Raw genomic sequence first — 15761 nt, forward strand, 5'->3', positions numbered from 1 at the left:
GCGCCGACGGTCTGGCGGGCGCTGTGCAGAGTGACTCCGGCGGCCCGCAGCATCCGGTCGACGTTACTTTCGAAACACGCCCTGGCCCCCGCCCCGTCTACGCGGTGAAGCGGCCGGCGCGGCGGATCTCCGGGAAGTCGGTGGTCGCGCCGTCCAGCCCCAGGGCGCGCACCAGACGTAGATGATCCTGGGTGTTCACCACCCAGCCGATGACCTTCACTCCCTCGGCGTGCGCCTTCTCGACGACCTCCAGGGTGAGGCGGCGGATGTTCAGCGCGAGCGTCGCCGCGCCCACCGCCTTCGCCCGGTCCACCACATCGCTCTTCCACCGGCTGGCGATGAGCACGGTCCGTACCCCCGGCACCAGTTGAGCGATCTCGGCGACCGCCTTGTCATGGAACGACGACACCTCGACCCGGTCGACGAGATCGCGCCGCCGCATCACCTCGGCCAGCGCCCGGGCTGCGGCCGCATCCTTGATCTCCGCCTGCAAGGGGGAGCGCACGGCATCAAGCACCTCCTCGAAGACGGGCACCCGTTCGCCCTGCCCGGCATCGAGTTCCCGCAGCTCGGCCAGGGTCTTCTCGGCGATCGGACCGGTGCCGTCGGTCGTCCGGTCCACCTCGGCGTCGTGCATGACGGCGAGTGCGCCGTCCTTGCTCAGATGAAGGTCCAGTTCGATGGCGTCCATGCCGGCCTGCTCGGCGTGGACGAACGACCGCAGGGTGTTCTCCGGCTCGACACCCATCACCCCGCGATGACCGATGGTGAGAAAAGTCAAGGCAATCTCGCTTCCGTCGACGGCGTCTCCCCGCGTGCTGCTTCTGCCCACGCGGCACTTCGGCACTCGGCTTACGGCAACTCGGCAGCCTAGTGGCCCGGACCCGGGAGAGAGCCGGTCACGCGCGGGTGAGTGGCGCCTTGTCCCCGGACGACGGCGACACCGAGCAGGAATCCGGTGACGACGGCTGTGACAAGGACGGCACGGATACTCACGCGGCGGTCTCCGGACGGGGGAGAGGGAGCGGATGACACCCGTCCTACCGGTAGCGCCGTTGCCCGGCGAGCTGTGTCACTCGTTCGTGGGCGCGCCGCGCACGGCCTGAACGCCCGGGTGTGCGACTCGTCGGCGGTCCGGCATCCCCCCGAATCGACGGAAGAGGTCGCGCAAACGGAATGTGACAGGAAGAATCGCGGTGACCGTGGGGGGTCGGCAGGATAATTTCCTGATGCTCACTTGTCTCGAAGAACCACACATGGATACGGTTGCTTGACGCGAGGTTCTCCCGTGGAGGAAGTGTGATGACGGAAATTCTTGTGCACGACGCCGAGGTCGGCGCGATAGCTACTGCCCAGCGGGTGGTCGAGCAGCCTGCCTGGCCTGCGCTCAGGGATGCCGTGGAGGAGATCCGGCCCTGGCAGTCGAAGGACGGTTCGATCGACTTCGACGCCGACGGTGCCCCCTCGCCCGACACCGTCCTGGCGACGCTGGAACGCGTGATCGCCGCGATCGAAGAGCTTTCCCCGCTGCTTCCGCACGATGCCGCGTACCACCGCGCCCTCGTCATGGACCTGCGCCGTTGGGCGGCGGACGGCTTCGGTGTGCCGGACTTCCTGGACTCGCTGCTCGCCTTCCAGCCCGCCAAGAACCGCACCGACGGTCTGCAGCACCTGGTCGTCTTCGCGATGTACACGCAGAACGGCAACCCGGACCGCAATCTCGAAGCGGTCGTCCTGCGGATGGTCTGGCCCGAATGGCTCGCCGAGCTCGAAGCCACCCGCTACGACAACCCGCTCTTCTGCGGCATCACCTTCGAGGGCTTCACCTCCGGTTACGACACCAATTCCGCGGTGCTCTTCCCGGAGACGATCGCCGTGCGCGAGGCCCCCGAGCGCTTCAGCTGGGGCGGCATCTTCTGCGACCGTGAGGCCGCCCGCTTCCGCCGCGTCACCGAGGCCTCCGTCGAGCTCCTTGGCGTGGAGCTGCCCGAGGACATCCGCGGGATGGTCGGCGACCAGCAGCGCTGCGAGCAGGCATTTGTGCTCTGGGACATGGTCCACGACCGCACCCACAGCCACGGCGACCTGCCGTTCGACCCGTTCATGATCAAGCAGCGCCAGCCGTTCTGGATGTACGGACTGGAGGAGCTGCGCTGCGACCTCACCGCCTTCAAGGAGGCCGTGAAGCTGGAGGCCGACGGCTTCGCGCAGGGCCGTGACGTGCAGTACGCCGTGCTGTTCGACCGGATGTTCCGCTTCCCGGTCACCGGCGACCGGGTCCGCAACTACGACGGTCTCGGCGGCCAGCTGCTCTTCGCGTACCTCCACAAGCACGATGTGATCCGCTGGACCGACAACACCCTGAAGATCGACTGGGACCGGGCCCCGCAGGTCACCAATCAGCTCTGCGGCGAGATCGAGAAGCTCTACCGCGACGGCATCGACCGCCCCAAGCTGGTCCACTGGTTCGCCGCGTACGACCTGGTCTCGACCTACCTGGCTCCGCACCCCGGTTCCCTCTGGGCCAAGGGTCCGGACGCCCTGGACCTCTCGCAGCCGCCTCGCAAGCTCGTGGACGACGTGCTTCCGGACGAGTTTCCGCTGAGCATGTTCTATGAGGCGCTCGCCAAGAAGCTGAAGAATGTGATTGCCTCCACCAAGGGGATCACCGCAGCGGACGCCGAGCAGGCAGCCGCGTGAGCGCTCGTTCCAAGGAGGCAATGGCCATGAACGCAAACGGCACGGGCAATGGGAACGGCGCGTTGGAAGGCGCGGTGATCGCCGTTGCCGGAGCCGCCGGGCCGGCCGGCCGGGCGACGCTGCTCAGGCTCGCCGAGGCCGGTGCGATCGTCGTCGCCTCGGACGCGGACGCCACCCGCCTGGCGGAGGCCGTCGACGCCGCACGGTACGCCCACGGCGGCGCCACCGTCACCGGCGACACCGTCGATCTGCTCGACCTCGCCGCCGCCCGGGAATGGGCGGACAAGACCGAGAAGGAGTTCGGCCGGATCGACGGCCTCGTCCACCTGGTGGGCGGCTGGCGCGGCAGCGCCACCTTCGCCGAGACCGACCTCGCCGACTGGGATCTCCTGGAGAAGCTGCTGATCCGCACGGTTCAGCACACCTCGCTGGCCTTCCAGGGAGGGCTCCAGCGCAGCGACCGCGGCCGCTATCTGCTGATCAGCGCGGCCGGGGCGAGCAAGCCCACCGAGGGCAATGCCGCCTACGCCGCGTCGAAGGCGGCCGCCGAGGCCTGGACTCTCGCGCTTGCCGACGCTTTCCGCAAGGCGGGGGGCGAGGAAGGGCCGAAGACAGCGGCTGCGATCCTGATCGTCAAGGCACTGGTGCACGACGCGATGCGCGCCGAGCGCCCGAATGCGAAGTTCGCGGGCTTCACCGACGTCAAGGAGCTGGCCGAGGCCATCGCCGGCGTCTGGTCCAAGCCCGCCTCCGAAGTGAACGGAAAGCGTCTGTGGCTGACTCCGCAACCATAAGGACCGACGCGCGACGTCACCACGATCCGCAGATCCGCGGATTCGCCAGTGACAACTACGCGGGCGCCCACCCGGAGATCCTCGCGGCCATCGGCCTCGCCAACGGCGGTCACCAGATCGCCTACGGCGAGGACGACTACACCGCGAACCTCCAGCAGATCGTCAAGGGGCACTTCGGCCCCACCGCCGAGGCGTTCCCGGTCTTCAACGGCACCGGGGCGAATGTCGTCTCGCTGCAGGCGATGACCGATCGCTGGGGCGCGGTCATCTGCGCCGAGTCCGCGCACATCAACGTGGACGAGGGCGGCGCGCCGGAGCGCGTGGGCGGCCTCAAGCTGCTCACCGTGCCGACCCCGGACGGCAAGCTCACCCCCGAGCTCATCGACCGGCAGGCGTACGGCTGGGACGACGAGCACCGCGCCATGCCCCAGGTCGTGTCGATCACTCAGAACACCGAGCTCGGCACCGTCTACACGCCGGATGAGATCCGCGCCATCTGTGAGCACTCCCACGAGCGCGGCATGAAGGTTCATCTCGACGGGGCGCGGATCGCCAACGCCGCGGCGTCGCTGGGCGTCCCTGTGCGTACGTTCACCAGCGAGGTCGGCGTCGACGTCCTCTCGTTCGGCGGCACCAAGAACGGTGCGCTCTTCGGTGAGGCCGTCGTCGTCCTGAATCCCGATGCCGTACGGGCCATGAAGCATCTGCGGAAGCTGTCGATGCAGCTCGCATCGAAGATGCGCTTCGTGTCGGTGCAGTTGGAGGCGCTGCTCGCCGGTGACCTGTGGCTGCGCAACGCCCGGCACGCCAACGCCATGGCCCAGAGGCTCGCGGAGGGTGTCCGGGCGGTGGACGGCGTGGAGATCCTCTACCCGGTCCAGGCCAACGCAGTCTTCGCGCGTCTGCCGCACGACGTGAGCGAGCGGCTCCAGAAGCGCTTCCGTTTCTACTTCTGGGACGAGGCCGCGGGCGATGTGCGCTGGATGTGCTCCTTCGACACCACGGAGGACGACGTGGACGCGTTCGTCCTCGCGCTGAAGGAAGAGATCGCCAAGTAACACCACTGCGTATGAATATGCGACTGACCGGAAAGTCATTGCTTTCCGGTCGGTCGCTTCCGCGCGCTCCGTATGCATGGAGCTGACGCGGCAATTCCCGGATATGGCCGCCTATCTCGCCGCCGATGCGGCCATCGACCATGAGCATCCGCTCGTGCGGCAGACCGTCGAACGCCTTCGCGTCGATGGCGCCGACGCATACTCATACGCGCTCGCGGCCTATGAGTTCGTCCGCGACACCATTCCGCACTCCGCCGACTCGGGTGATCCCAGGGTCAACTGGCGCGCCTCGGACGTCCTCGCCACCCGTAACGGCATCTGTCATTCCAAGTCCCACGCGCTGACGGCCCTGCTGCGCGCGGCAGGGATCCCGACGGCCCTCTGCTATCAGGGCTTCGACGACGAGAACGGGGATCCGGACGTCCTGCACGGGCTGATCGCCGTGCGCCTGCCGGGCCGGGATCGCTGGGACCGCCAGGACCCGCGCGACAACAAGCAGGGGGTCGACGCCCAGTTCTCGCTCGACGAGGAGCGGCTGGCCTGGCCTATCGGGCCGGAGTCCAATGGAGTGGACTATCCAGTACTCTATGCGGCACCGCATCCGGCGGTTCTGCGCGCCCTGCAGACCGCCGAGGACCGCACGCACCTGTGGCAGACGCTTCCGACCGCGCTCTGACCCGTCCCGAGGCGACGAGGGCGTCACCTGTCGCTGCTGGAACTGGCGGTAGGGCGTACGCCCCCGGCTCACCGAGGAGTTGGTCGGTCAACGCCGTGTTCCTCCCGGAGAGCCTCACCCCGATGACGATCCGCGAGCTCGAAGCCGCAGGCGCCGAACTCGCCGAGACGCTGTAGCGGGTGAGCCCCGGAGCGCGGATCACTGTTCGCGCCCCGGAGTGACGTTTCAGCCGTGGTGGTGAACGGGCCCGGTCAGCTGGCCTCGCGCACCTCGGCGGGCGTCGGAGCCGTACCGCCGAGATGCGCGGGCACCCACCAGGTGTCGCTCGCGTCCCTCGGCCGCACCGGGTAGGCGCGCTGCGCCGCTTCGAGGAGCTCCTGCACCCCTTCCCGCAGGCGCCGGGTGATCGCACCCGCGTACTGGTCGGTGGGGGCCTCCACCGGCGCACCCACCCGGATCGTCACCGGGATGTGGCTGCGCCTGAGGTTGCGCGGCCGCCCCTTGGTCCAGATCCGCTGCGTGCCCCACAGGGCAATCGGGATCAGCGGTACGCCGGCCTCCTGGGCCAGCCGGGCCGCGCCCGACTTGAAGCTCTTCAGCGTGAACGACTGCGAAATGGTGGCCTCGGGGAAGACGCCGATGATCTCGCCGGAGCGCAGTGAGGCCAGCGCGTGGGCATACGCGTTCTCGCCCTGCTTCCGGTCGACCGGGATGTGCTTCATACCGCGCATCAGCGGACCGGAGACCTTGTGCCGGAAGACCGATTCCTTCGCCATGAAGCGGACCAGCCGCTTCTGCGGCAGCGCCGCGAGCCCGGTGAAGATGAAGTCGAGATAGCTGATGTGGTTGCTGACCAGTACCGCACCGCCGGTCTTCGGGATGTGCTCCGAACCCTGAGTGTCGATCTTCAGGTCCAGCGCCTTGAACATGGTGCGAGCGGCGCCGATGACCGGCCGATAGACGAGTTCTGCCATCTGGAGAAGACCCTTCTTCAGCGCCTGAGGAGGGTTCTCCCGGCGGAAGTTACGCAGCCGTAGGTTTTCGGCATTGCGCCGATCGTGCCCCATGTCCGTCGCGGTGGCCAGTCTCGGCGGGCGCGGGGCGCGAGATTCTCGTCACGTGGGGCCGGCGGGAATGACTCCGTGACCGACGGTGCTGACCCTTTGCGAAGGGCTCTGACGGGAGGCGGACGGTGGACGGGCAGACACGCGCGAACAGGCTGGATGCGGCCCAACTCGGCGCGGAATTGGGGGAGCGGGCGACTCTCGTGCAGTTTTCCAGCGCCTTTTGTCAGCCCTGCCGGGCCACCCGCCGCACCCTCGGCGAGGTGGCCGCAATGGTCGACGGCGTCGCACATGTCGAAATCGACGCCGAGGCGCATCTCACTCTGGTGCGTGAGCTCGACATCAGTCGCACGCCGACGGTGCTGGTTCTCGATGCGACCGGCCGGATCGTCCGCCGAGCGGCCGGGCAGCCCCGCACCGTCGATGTTGTCGCCGCGCTGGGGCACGCGATGTGACAGACCGTGATGAATCTCCCACATTGCGGAACCCTCTTGACTGTACCCACCACGCATCGTCAGTCTGACGCTATGCCGCCGGAACTCCTTCTCTACGGCCGGGTCCACGTGGACCTCGCCCGCACCGCGAGTGCGCGCTGTCCGGGCGCCTGAGCCCCCACGCCCCCTATGCCTCCCTCGCAGAAGGACATCTCCATGACGGCTTCGCCCGAGCTCTCCAGTGCTCGCACGGCTTCCCCCGATCTCCTGCGCTCCGTTTTCCGGCAGCACGCCGCCGGTGTCGCGGTGATCACTGCCGCCGGTGACCGGCCAGTCGGCTTCACTGCGACCTCCCTCAACTCCGTCGCCGCCGAGCCGCCGCTCATCTCCTTCGGTGTGGGGACCTCGTCCTCCAGCTGGCCGGTCGTGGCGGAGGCCGAGCACATCGGCGTGCACATACTGGGCGAGCACCAGCAGGAGCTGGCCGCCACATTTGCGCGCAGCGGCGCCGACCGGTTCGGTCCGTCCACCTATTGGCGCAGTGGGCCGGAAGGTGTCCCGGTGCTCCACGGAGTGGTTGCGTGGCTGGTCTGCCGCGTGGTGGCGCGCATCCCGGCAGGGGACCACCGGATCGTGATCGCGGAGGCCGTCGTCGGCGATCCGGCCGGGGGTGGCCGCCCGCTTCTCTACCATCAGGGTCGTTTCACGGCGTTGCGGGACTGAGAGTTCCCAGGTGGCGCATGGGCGCCGGGCGTCGGCTAGGTCACAGTGCAAAGCGCTTGCTCATGGGTAACGTACTGGGTGTACTGGCGAGTAATATTTCGCTCGGAGCGTCGGTCGCCCCGACCGGAATCCGCCCCATCAGGCGCCTATGCTGCGTGCATCAAGGCAGCCCAGAAATGACGATGCAGTAGGAGAGCCGGCGTGAGCTTGAGGATCGTTGTCTGTGTGAAGTATGTGCCCGACGCCACGGGTGACCGGCACTTCGCCGATGACCTGACGCTGGACCGTGAGGATGTCGACGGTCTGTTGTCGGAGCTGGACGAGTACGCGGTGGAGCAGGCGCTGCAGATCGCCGATGAGGCGGATGACGCGGAGATCACTGTGGTGACGGTGGGTCCGGAGGATGCCAAGGACGCGTTGCGCAAGGCGCTGTCGATGGGTGCGGACAAGGCCGTTCATGTCGAGGACGACGATCTGCACGGTACGGATGTGATCGGTACGTCGCTGGTGCTGGCGAAGGCGGTCGAGAAGACGGGTTACGACCTGGTGATCTGCGGTATGGCGTCGACGGACGGTGCGATGGGTGTGCTGCCGGCGGTGCTGGCGGAGCGGTTGGGTGTTCCGCAGGTCACGCTGCTGTCCGAGGTGAAGGTCGAGGGTGGCACGGTGACCGGGCGTCGGGACGGTGACAGTGCCAGTGAGCAGCTGCAGGCGTCGTTGCCGGCGGTGGTGTCGGTGACGGACCAGTCCGGTGAGGCGCGGTATCCGTCGTTCAAGGGGATCATGGCGGCGAAGAAGAAGCCGGTTCAGTCCCTGGATCTGGAGGATCTGGAGATCGAGGCGGACGAGGTGGGTCTGGCGGGTGCGTGGACCGTGGTGGATTCCGCGGCGCCGCGTCCGGCCCGCACGGCGGGCACGATCGTCAAGGACGAGGGCGAGGGCGGCAAGCAGCTCGCCGCCTTCCTCGCGGAGCAGAAGTTCATCTAGAAGCGCTGCCTGTCGGGCCGGACGTTTCACCTCAGGCCTGTCGGCCTGTTCGGCCGCGTCGTACATCCCTCTCACCCTCGTTTGCGCAGGAGATTGAAGTCCCATGGCTGAAGTTCTCGTCTATGTCGACCACGTGGACGGTGCCGTCCGCAAGCCCACCCTGGAGCTGTTGACGCTGGCTGGCCGGATCGGTGACCCGGTCGCGGTCGCGCTGGGCAGTGGTGCGGCCGGCACCGCGGCGGTGCTCGCCGAGCACGGTGCGGTCAGGGTCCTGACCGCCGAGGCGCCGGAGTTCGCCGAGTACCTGGTCGTGCCGAAGGTCGACGCGCTGCAGGCCGCGTTCGAGGCGGTGTCCCCGGCGGCGGTGCTGGTCCCGTCGTCCGCGGAGGGCAAGGAGATCGCGGCCCGGCTCGCGGTCCGGATCGGGTCCGGGATCATCACGGACGCCGTCGATCTGGAGGCCGGTGAGCTGGGTCCGGTCGCCACCCAGTCCGCGTTCGCCGCGTCGTTCACGACCAAGTCCCGTGTCTCGAAGGGGACGCCGGTCATCACGGTCAAGCCGAACTCGGCCCCGGTCGAGCCGGCCCCGGCCGCCGGTGCGGTCGAGACCCTGCCGGTCACGTTCTCCAAGCTGGCCACCGGCACGAAGGTCCTGTCCCGTACCCCGCGCGAGTCGACCGGGCGCCCGGAGCTGACCGAGGCCGCGATCGTGGTCTCCGGCGGCCGTGGTGTCAACGGTGCGGAGAACTTCCACATCATCGAGGCGCTCGCCGACTCCCTCGGCGCGGCCGTGGGTGCCTCGCGTGCCGCGGTCGACGCCGGCTGGTACCCGCACTCCAACCAGGTCGGCCAGACCGGCAAGTCCGTCTCCCCGCAGCTCTACATCGCCTCCGGGATCTCCGGCGCGATCCAGCACCGGGCCGGCATGCAGACCTCCAAGACCATCGTCGCGATCAACAAGGACGCCGAGGCCCCGATCTTCGACCTCGTCGACTACGGCATCGTCGGCGACCTCTTCCAGGTCGTCCCCCAGCTCACCGAAGAGGTCACCTCCCGCAAGGGCTGATCTGCCGGGGGCTGTACCCCTTCTCGATGGTCCGGGGCCGCGTGGTGTTCTCACCGCGCGGCCCCGGACCGTTTCTGATCACCATTGACGCAGGTCCGGTGGCCTTATAGCTTCACTATACGGATTGTTGATTCCGGGAAGCGGAAATAGCGACGCTGTGGAGGGTGTGGACATGGGTCAGCAGGAGAAGGTGGCAACGAGCCTCGCCGGTGCCGTCAGCGAGGAGATCAGTGCCTCCCTCACCGCGGTGGACGCCGAGCTCGCCCGCCGCTACCCGGGAGACCCCGGCACCCGCCAGCCCGTCCACACGGTCTACGTTCCCGGCGACACCTTTACCGCAGACACCATCCGCTCCTGGGGCGACCAGGCGCTCCGCGCCCTCGACGAGCATGCCCCCGACGCGGCCTCGTTCGCCGCCGTCCTCGGCATCCCGGAGGAGCTTGCCGCACCCGTCCACGACCGGGTCCGCGCCAAGCTGGAGCGCGAGCCCGTCGAAGACCTGCGCATCGACTTCGAGGACGGCTACGGCCCCCGCCCCGACGCCGAGGAGGACGAGGCTGCCGCCCGCGCCGCGCGGCTGGTCTCGGAGGCGTACCGGAACGGCACGGCCGCCCCGTACATGGGTATCCGGATGAAGTGCATGGAGGCCGCCGTACGCGGCCGGGGCATCCGAACCACGGACATTTTCCTCACCGGTCTGATGCGGGCGGGCGGGCTCCCCGAGGGCCTGGTGCTCACCCTTCCCAAGGTGACGTACCCCGAACAGGTCACCGCCTTCGTCCGGCTCCTCGACGCCTTCGAGCAGGCGCACGGCCTGCCGTCGGGCCGACTCGGCTTCGAGATCCAGATCGAGACCAGCCAGTCCATCCTCGCCGCCGACGGCACCGCCGCCGTGGCCCGCATGATCGATGCTGCCGGGGGCCGCGCGACCGGCCTGCACTACGGCACCTTCGACTACAGCGCCTGCGTCGGCGTCAGCGCCGCTTACCAGGCCAGTGACCATCCGGCCGCCGACCACGCCAAGGCGGTCATGCAAGTGGCAGCCGCGGGTACCGGCGTACGTGTCTGCGACGGCTCGACCAACGTCCTCCCGGTCGGCCCCACCCACCAGGTCCACGAGGCGTGGCGGCTCCACTACGGACTCACCCGTCGTGCGCTGGCCCGCGCCTACTACCAGGGCTGGGACATGCACCCCGGCCACCTGCCGACCCGTTACGCGGCCGTCTACGCCTTCTACCGCGAGGGCCTGGAACAGGCCGCCGCCCGGCTCGCCGGGTATGTCGCCAAGGCCGGCGGCGACGTCATGGACGAGCCCGCCACCGCCAAGGCCCTCAGCGGATACCTGCTGCGCGGCATCGACTGCGGCGCACTCGACACCGCCGAGGTCGCCCGCCTGACGGGGCTGACGCGGGCGGACCTCGACGCGTTCGCTTCGCCCCGGCGCGCAGGACTCACAGTGACGGCGCCGTAGGTCGCGGGCCCCGGCCCGTACCGTCAGCCCCGCAGGAAGGTCTCGACGGTCCCGCTGAAGCGGACGGGATCGTCGAGCCACGGGAAGTGGCCTGCGTCCGGCTGGACGGTCAGTTCGGCGTTGGGGAACAACCCTGCGACAGTGGCCGCGACGCGAGGAAGCGGACCGCTGTCCAGTTCGCCCGCGAGGACCAGGACCCGGGCGTCCAGCGCGGCAACGGCGTCGCGGGCCGCGGCAGGGGCGAAGGCATCGGGGGACGCGTAGATGTCCGCGGCCTCGTACGCTCGGACGGCTCAGCAGGGGCTGAGACCCGGCTCTCCGGTCCCTCAGGCCGCCAGCGCGTGGTTCATGCGACCTGTGATGCGGCTCGCGAGGGCGAGCGGCGCGACCGAGCAGAGGACACCGCCCAGCAGTGCCGACCACCACAGGACCGCCGGACCGAGAGCCGTGTAGACAGTGACGCCCAGGGTCAGGGCTGCGAACCGGGAGACCCCCCAGGTCCACTGGAACGCTCCCTGGTAGCGGCCCCGTGCGTGGGCCGGGGCGAGGTTGGCGACGATCGCGGAGGCGATCCCGGACACGCACGCCTCGCCCACGGACCAGACCACCACCGACAGCGCGTAACCCGCGACGCTGTCCGCGACACCTGTGAGCGCCACACCCCCGGCGATGAGAACGCTGCCGGCGGCGTGCACCGGAATCTGCGGCAGCCGGGCGAGGCGAGCTGTGGCGAACGGCTGCAGGACCACCACCAGCACCGCGTTGACCGCCGCCATGGCCCCGTAGACCGCGGGGGAAAGCCCACTGTCGTGGACGGCCAGCGGCAGGGCGACCTCGGTCAGTGAATAGACGAAGAGCTGCACCCCGAACAGCGGGAGCAGCGCGAGCAGCAGCCGGTCGCGGAGGACGACGCCGTATCCGACGCCGTCGCGCGCCTCGGCCCCCTCCTTCGGCGTCCGCGTCTCGGTCACCCGGGTGGCGACGACGACGGCGTACAGCAGCATGGTCCCGGCGTCGACCACGAAGAGCAGCCAGTAGCCGTGCGCGGCGAGGAAACCACCGAGGACGCCTGCCGCCGCCGTACCGATGTTGATGCCCCAGCCGAACAGGGCGTACGCCCGGCGTCGGCGCTCCGCGTCCACAGAGTCGGCCATCAGCGCGTACACCGCAGGGCTGATCATCGCGCCTGTCGCACTGAGCAGCAGCGCGGAGCCGGTCATCGTCAGCACGCCCGGTGCGAGGAAGAGCGCACCCTGCGCCGCGGAGGCGCCGAGGAGACCGATGAGCATCGTCGGGCGGCGGCCGATCCGGTCGGCGAGCAGACCTCCGATGGCGGGGCCGAGCAGGTTGCCCGCGCCCAGGGCGCCGAGGACGTACGAGGTCTGGGTGCCGGTCACGCCGCGTGCGGCGAGGAAGAACACCAGGAACGGAGTGACCAGGTAGCCGAGCCGGTTGATGATCGTGCCGGCGAAGAGAGTCCAGACCGTGGGCGGAAGGCCGCGAAAGGGAGAGAGCATGCGAGGAGCGTGCAGCCCGACCGTGGCGCCGGACCATTGATTAAGGTGGGAGCGAATCCAACGGGCGATCGGCCCGGAGGGACCGGGACGGCGGGGGCACATGGAGTCGGAACTGAGTTTCTCCACCGCGGACTTGGCGCAGACCCGCTTCGCCATCTCCCCGATGTGGGAGGTCGTCACCAGCTTCCGGCTGCTGTGCGCCGAGAGCGAACCGCCGCTGCATCGGCGCTGGGCCGCGCAGGTACGGCCCCGGCTGGCGGAAGCGGGGCTCGACCGCGGGTGGCTCGCCGAGCTCATTCCCGCCGGCGGATATCTCGCGGACTTCCTCAACCCGACACCGCCCGCCCCGTTCCCGGAATTCGCGGCCGAACTGGAGGCGATCCGGCAGACCCCGCCCGATCGGGTACGGACCGATCTCGACAAGCTCGGCGTCGAGCGGGACCTCAGGCGGTCCGTGCGGCTCGGACTGCTGCGCGAGGCACCGGAACCGGCGCTGGAGAAGGTTACTGCCGAGATCGAGATCTACTGGGAGCTGGCGCTCGCGCCGTACTGGGCCCGGATCCGTCAGCTGCTCGAAGCCGATGTGTTCCGCCGGGCGCGGCAGGTTGCCGAGCTCGGAGCCGCGCAGGTCCTCAACGAACTGCATGACTCGGTGCGGTGGGACGAGAGCAGCCTGCGCCTGGTACGCCGCCACTGCGCCCTGACCCGCGCCGACTCGGGCGCGGGGATGCTGCTGGTGCCCTCCGTGTTCGCCTGGCCGCGGGTGCTCACCCGCTCGGTGGCTCCGGACCCGCCGCAACTCGCCTATCCGGCACGGGGTATCGGCACCCTCTGGGAGCCGCGCAGCACCGCAGCCGCCGATGCCGTCGCCGCTGTCCTGGGCCGCTCCCGCACCCTGCTTCTGACCGAGCTCGACACCCCCGCGTCGACCACCGCGCTCGCCCGGCGTTCCGGACTGTCCGCGGCCGGCGTCTCCCAGCACCTGACGGCCCTGCGCGACGCGGGCCTGGTGACCGCCCACCGCGCCGGCCGCTCGGTCCTCTACGCACGCACGTCCGTAGCGGACGCGCTGCTGACGCCCGCCGGAAGCTGATCGAGCCGGTCCGTCGACGCCCCGGCTCAGACGGGCGGCAGTTCGCCCGAGCCGCGGGCGACGAGGGACGTCGGCAGCTCCACCCGCGCCGGGGCGTCGTCGGCGCCGTCCAGTCGGCGGAAGAGGTGCTCGGCCGCCGTCCGTCCCACGGCCGCGGCGTCCTGGGAGATGACCGTGATGCCCAGCAGGTCGGCCAGTTCGATGTCGTCGAAGCCGACCAGGGCGACCGGACGCTCCCGCTCCGCCAGCACGCGCACCGCGGTGACCGTCACCCGGTTGTTGCCCGCGAAGAGCGCGGTGACCGGTTCGGGGCCCGAGAGCATCGCCTCGGCTGCCCCCCTGACCCGCGCGGGGTCGGTGGAGCCGAGGGAGACCCAGGAGTCCTCGACGGTGATCCCGGCGTCCGACATCGCGGCGTGATAACCGCGCAGACGCTCGGTGGCCGTGTGGATACGCGGCTGGTCACCGATGAAGCCGATCCTGCGGTGTCCGTGCGCGATCAGATGGGCGACACCCTGCCGGGCGCCGCCGAAACTGTCGGAAAGGACGATGTCGGCGTCGATCCGGCCCGCCGGGCGGTCCACGAAGACGGTGGCGATTCCCGCCTTTATCTCCGGCTCCAGGTAGCGGTGGTCGTCACCGGCCGGAATCACGATCAGCCCGTCCACCCGGCGGGCGCAGAGCGCGAGCACGAGCTCCTGCTCGCGCTCCGGGTCCTCGGCGCTCGACCCGTTGATGAGCAGGGCGCCGTGGGCGCGGGCGACTTCCTCGACGGCGCGGCTCAGCGGCCCGTAGAACGGGTCGGCGAGATCCTCGAGGACCAGGCCGATGGAGGCGGTTCGGCCCTTGCGGAGCACGCGCGCGCTGTCGTTGCGGCGGAAGCCGAGCGCATCGATCGCCTCCTGGACCCGGCGCTCGGTGTCCGGCGTGACCCCCGGTTCGCTGTTGACCACGCGGGAGACCGTCTTGAGGCCCACTCCGGCCCGGGCGGCGACATCCTTCATGGTCGGCCGGTTGCCGTAGCGGGGCTCGGAGTGACGGGCGGTCTCTGCCACGATGCGCTGTCCTGTCGTCGGGTGCGGGCTGTCCGGCCGGGCGCAGACGGGTGCTGCGGAGGTGCCGGAGGCTGTGTCGTCGAGCATAGGCCCTGGACAACGTTGTCAACTGAATAGAGACTATGCAGACTATTCACTGAAGCCGCAGGTCCCCGCCTCCTCACTCATCCGGAGCCCACACCGATGCACACCGACCTCGTCGCCGCGCTCGACATCGGCGGCACCAAGATCGCCGGCGCTCTGGTGGACGGCAGCGGCACGCTCCTCGTGCGGGCGCAGCGGCCGACGCCCGCCCGGGAGAGCGGCGAGACGGTGATGGGCGCGGTGACGGACGTGCTGGCCGAGCTGACCGCCTCGCCGCTGTGGGGCCGGGCGACCGCCGTGGGCATCGGCAGCGCAGGTCCGGTGGATGCATCGGCGGGGACGGTCAGCCCCGTCAACGTTCCCGGCTGGCGCGACTTCCCGCTGGTGGACCGGGTACGGAGGGCCGCCGGCGGGCTCCCCGTGGAGCTGGTCGGTGACGGGGTCGCGATGACCGCGGCCGAGCACTGGCTCGGTGCGGCCCGCGGTTACGACAACGCGCTGTGCCTGGTCGTGTCGACAGGGGTCGGCGGCGGTCTCGTCCTCGGAGGCAAGCTGCACCCGGGTCCCACCGGAAACGCCGGTCACATCGGCCATATCAGTGTGGATCTGGACGGCGACCCGTGTCCGTGCGGTTCGCGTGGCTGTGTGGAACGGATCGCCAGCGGGCCGAACATCGCCCGCCGCGCCCTGCAGGGCGGCTGGCAGCCCGGCCCGGACGGCGACGCCACGGCCGCCGCCGTGGCCGCCGCCGCGCGGGCCGGACATCTGGTGGCGGTCGCCTCCTTCGAGCGCGCGGCGCAGGCGCTGGCCGCCGGAATCGCCGCCACCGCCACGCTGGTCGAGATCGACATCGCCGTGATCGGTGGGGGAGTGGCCGGTGCGGGCGACGTCCTCTTCGCTCCGCTGCGCCGTGCGCTCAGCAGCTACGCCACACTCTCGTTCGTCCAACAGCTCACGGTGGCCCCCGCGGTGATGGGTACGGACGCGGGCCTGGCCTGCTGGGAGAACGCCCTCCCGATCACCTGCTCGTTGCGCACCG

17 protein-coding genes are annotated in these 15761 nt (G+C 69.8%); 13 read left to right on the top strand and 4 right to left on the bottom strand.

Going from position 1 to position 15761, the window contains the following annotated elements; translation table 11 throughout:
* Nucleotides 1–97 precede the first annotated feature (97 nt).
* A complete protein-coding gene (locus tag AB0915_RS34230; protein WP_366694785.1) occupies nucleotides 98–748 on the bottom strand; it encodes a glycerophosphodiester phosphodiesterase family protein in 651 nt (216 codons plus the stop codon).
* Between the two features lie 554 nt (nucleotides 749–1302).
* Between AB0915_RS34230 and AB0915_RS34235 the strand changes: the two genes are divergently transcribed.
* From AB0915_RS34235 to AB0915_RS34255, 5 genes are all read left to right on the top strand, one after another.
* Entirely contained in the window at nucleotides 1303–2700 is a 1398-nt protein-coding gene (locus tag AB0915_RS34235; protein ID WP_366694773.1) for a DUF6421 family protein, read from the top strand.
* Between the two features lie 26 nt (nucleotides 2701–2726).
* Complete coding sequence (locus tag AB0915_RS34240) at nucleotides 2727–3494, top strand: SDR family NAD(P)-dependent oxidoreductase (protein WP_366694786.1); 768 nt, start codon at nucleotides 2727–2729, stop codon at nucleotides 3492–3494.
* Nucleotides 3491–4552: a low specificity L-threonine aldolase gene (locus AB0915_RS34245; RefSeq protein ID WP_366694787.1), complete on the top strand. Its 1062-nt coding sequence runs from the start codon at nucleotides 3491–3493 to the stop codon at nucleotides 4550–4552. The genes AB0915_RS34240 and AB0915_RS34245 overlap by 4 nt, the downstream gene beginning before the upstream one ends.
* Nucleotides 4553–4628: 76 nt before the next feature.
* Entirely contained in the window at nucleotides 4629–5228 is a 600-nt protein-coding gene (locus AB0915_RS34250; RefSeq protein ID WP_366694774.1) for a transglutaminase-like domain-containing protein, read from the top strand.
* Nucleotides 5201–5404 carry a hypothetical protein gene (locus tag AB0915_RS34255; RefSeq protein ID WP_366694775.1) on the top strand — a complete coding sequence of 68 codons (204 nt, stop codon included), beginning with the start codon at nucleotides 5201–5203 and terminating at the stop codon, nucleotides 5402–5404. Before AB0915_RS34250 ends, AB0915_RS34255 begins: the two co-directional genes overlap by 28 nt.
* A gap of 75 nt (nucleotides 5405–5479) precedes the next feature.
* Here the strand turns inward: AB0915_RS34255 and AB0915_RS34260 are convergent, their stop codons facing one another.
* On the bottom strand, nucleotides 5480–6202 hold the full coding sequence (locus AB0915_RS34260) for a lysophospholipid acyltransferase family protein (protein WP_366694788.1): 723 nt from the start codon (nucleotides 6200–6202) through the stop codon (nucleotides 5480–5482).
* Nucleotides 6203–6420: 218 nt separating this feature from the next.
* On the opposite strand from AB0915_RS34260, the gene AB0915_RS34265 reads away from it, so the two are divergent.
* The 6 genes from AB0915_RS34265 (at nucleotide 6421) to AB0915_RS34290 (ending at nucleotide 10973) form a co-directional block, all read left to right on the top strand.
* Complete coding sequence (locus AB0915_RS34265) at nucleotides 6421–6747, top strand: thioredoxin family protein (protein WP_366694776.1); 327 nt, start codon at nucleotides 6421–6423, stop codon at nucleotides 6745–6747.
* A gap of 72 nt (nucleotides 6748–6819) precedes the next feature.
* A complete protein-coding gene (locus AB0915_RS34270; protein WP_323180820.1) occupies nucleotides 6820–6900 on the top strand; it encodes a putative leader peptide in 81 nt (26 codons plus the stop codon).
* Between the two features lie 42 nt (nucleotides 6901–6942).
* On the top strand, nucleotides 6943–7449 hold the full coding sequence (locus AB0915_RS34275) for a flavin reductase family protein (protein WP_366694777.1): 507 nt from the start codon (nucleotides 6943–6945) through the stop codon (nucleotides 7447–7449).
* A gap of 201 nt (nucleotides 7450–7650) precedes the next feature.
* Entirely contained in the window at nucleotides 7651–8436 is a 786-nt protein-coding gene (locus AB0915_RS34280) for an electron transfer flavoprotein subunit beta/FixA family protein (RefSeq protein ID WP_366694778.1), read from the top strand.
* A 103-nt stretch (nucleotides 8437–8539) separates the two neighbouring features.
* Complete coding sequence (locus AB0915_RS34285; protein ID WP_366694779.1) at nucleotides 8540–9502, top strand: electron transfer flavoprotein subunit alpha/FixB family protein; 963 nt, start codon at nucleotides 8540–8542, stop codon at nucleotides 9500–9502.
* Nucleotides 9503–9674: 172 nt separating this feature from the next.
* The gene (locus AB0915_RS34290; protein WP_366694780.1) at nucleotides 9675–10973 is read left to right on the top strand and encodes an aldolase; all 1299 of its coding nucleotides are present in this window, start codon (nucleotides 9675–9677) and stop codon (nucleotides 10971–10973) included.
* Between the two features lie 326 nt (nucleotides 10974–11299).
* On the opposite strand, the gene AB0915_RS34295 is transcribed toward AB0915_RS34290, so the two are convergent.
* Nucleotides 11300–12490: an MFS transporter gene (locus tag AB0915_RS34295; RefSeq protein ID WP_366694781.1), complete on the bottom strand. Its 1191-nt coding sequence runs from the start codon at nucleotides 12488–12490 to the stop codon at nucleotides 11300–11302.
* A gap of 100 nt (nucleotides 12491–12590) precedes the next feature.
* Here AB0915_RS34295 and AB0915_RS34300 point away from each other — a divergent pair, with 100 nt between their 5' ends.
* Nucleotides 12591–13583 (top strand): DUF5937 family protein, encoded by a 993-nt coding sequence (locus AB0915_RS34300; protein ID WP_366694782.1) that lies wholly within the window; start codon nucleotides 12591–12593, stop codon nucleotides 13581–13583.
* Nucleotides 13584–13609: 26 nt separating this feature from the next.
* Here AB0915_RS34300 and AB0915_RS34305 read toward each other — a convergent pair whose 3' ends face one another.
* The gene (locus AB0915_RS34305; protein ID WP_366694783.1) at nucleotides 13610–14638 is read right to left on the bottom strand and encodes a LacI family DNA-binding transcriptional regulator; all 1029 of its coding nucleotides are present in this window, start codon (nucleotides 14636–14638) and stop codon (nucleotides 13610–13612) included.
* A 183-nt stretch (nucleotides 14639–14821) separates the two neighbouring features.
* Between AB0915_RS34305 and AB0915_RS34310 the strand changes: the two genes are divergently transcribed.
* Nucleotides 14822–15761: ROK family protein (locus AB0915_RS34310; protein ID WP_366694784.1), on the top strand; the 940-nt coding region annotated here is incomplete at its 3' end.

Origin of the sequence: Streptomyces sp. NPDC048411, assembly GCF_040704695.1 — a bacterium.
Lineage (GTDB): Bacteria > Actinomycetota > Actinomycetes > Streptomycetales > Streptomycetaceae > Streptomyces.

What these genes read in the sequence shown, in the direction of transcription:
- AB0915_RS34230 (WP_366694785.1), bottom strand. Translation starts at nt 748, where the DNA reads ATGGGTGTCGAGCCGGAGAACACCCTGCGGTCGTTCGTCCACGCCGAG.
- AB0915_RS34235 (WP_366694773.1), top strand. Translation starts at nt 1,303, where the DNA reads ATGACGGAAATTCTTGTGCACGACGCCGAGGTCGGCGCGATAGCTACT.
- AB0915_RS34240 (WP_366694786.1), top strand. Translation starts at nt 2,727, where the DNA reads ATGAACGCAAACGGCACGGGCAATGGGAACGGCGCGTTGGAAGGCGCG.
- AB0915_RS34250 (WP_366694774.1), top strand. Translation starts at nt 4,629, where the DNA reads ATGGAGCTGACGCGGCAATTCCCGGATATGGCCGCCTATCTCGCCGCC.
- AB0915_RS34260 (WP_366694788.1), bottom strand. Translation starts at nt 6,202, where the DNA reads ATGGCAGAACTCGTCTATCGGCCGGTCATCGGCGCCGCTCGCACCATG.
- AB0915_RS34270 (WP_323180820.1), top strand. Translation starts at nt 6,820, where the DNA reads ATGCCGCCGGAACTCCTTCTCTACGGCCGGGTCCACGTGGACCTCGCC.
- AB0915_RS34275 (WP_366694777.1), top strand. Translation starts at nt 6,943, where the DNA reads ATGACGGCTTCGCCCGAGCTCTCCAGTGCTCGCACGGCTTCCCCCGAT.
- AB0915_RS34285 (WP_366694779.1), top strand. Translation starts at nt 8,540, where the DNA reads ATGGCTGAAGTTCTCGTCTATGTCGACCACGTGGACGGTGCCGTCCGC.
- AB0915_RS34290 (WP_366694780.1), top strand. Translation starts at nt 9,675, where the DNA reads ATGGGTCAGCAGGAGAAGGTGGCAACGAGCCTCGCCGGTGCCGTCAGC.
- AB0915_RS34295 (WP_366694781.1), bottom strand. Translation starts at nt 12,490, where the DNA reads ATGCTCTCTCCCTTTCGCGGCCTTCCGCCCACGGTCTGGACTCTCTTC.
- AB0915_RS34300 (WP_366694782.1), top strand. Translation starts at nt 12,591, where the DNA reads ATGGAGTCGGAACTGAGTTTCTCCACCGCGGACTTGGCGCAGACCCGC.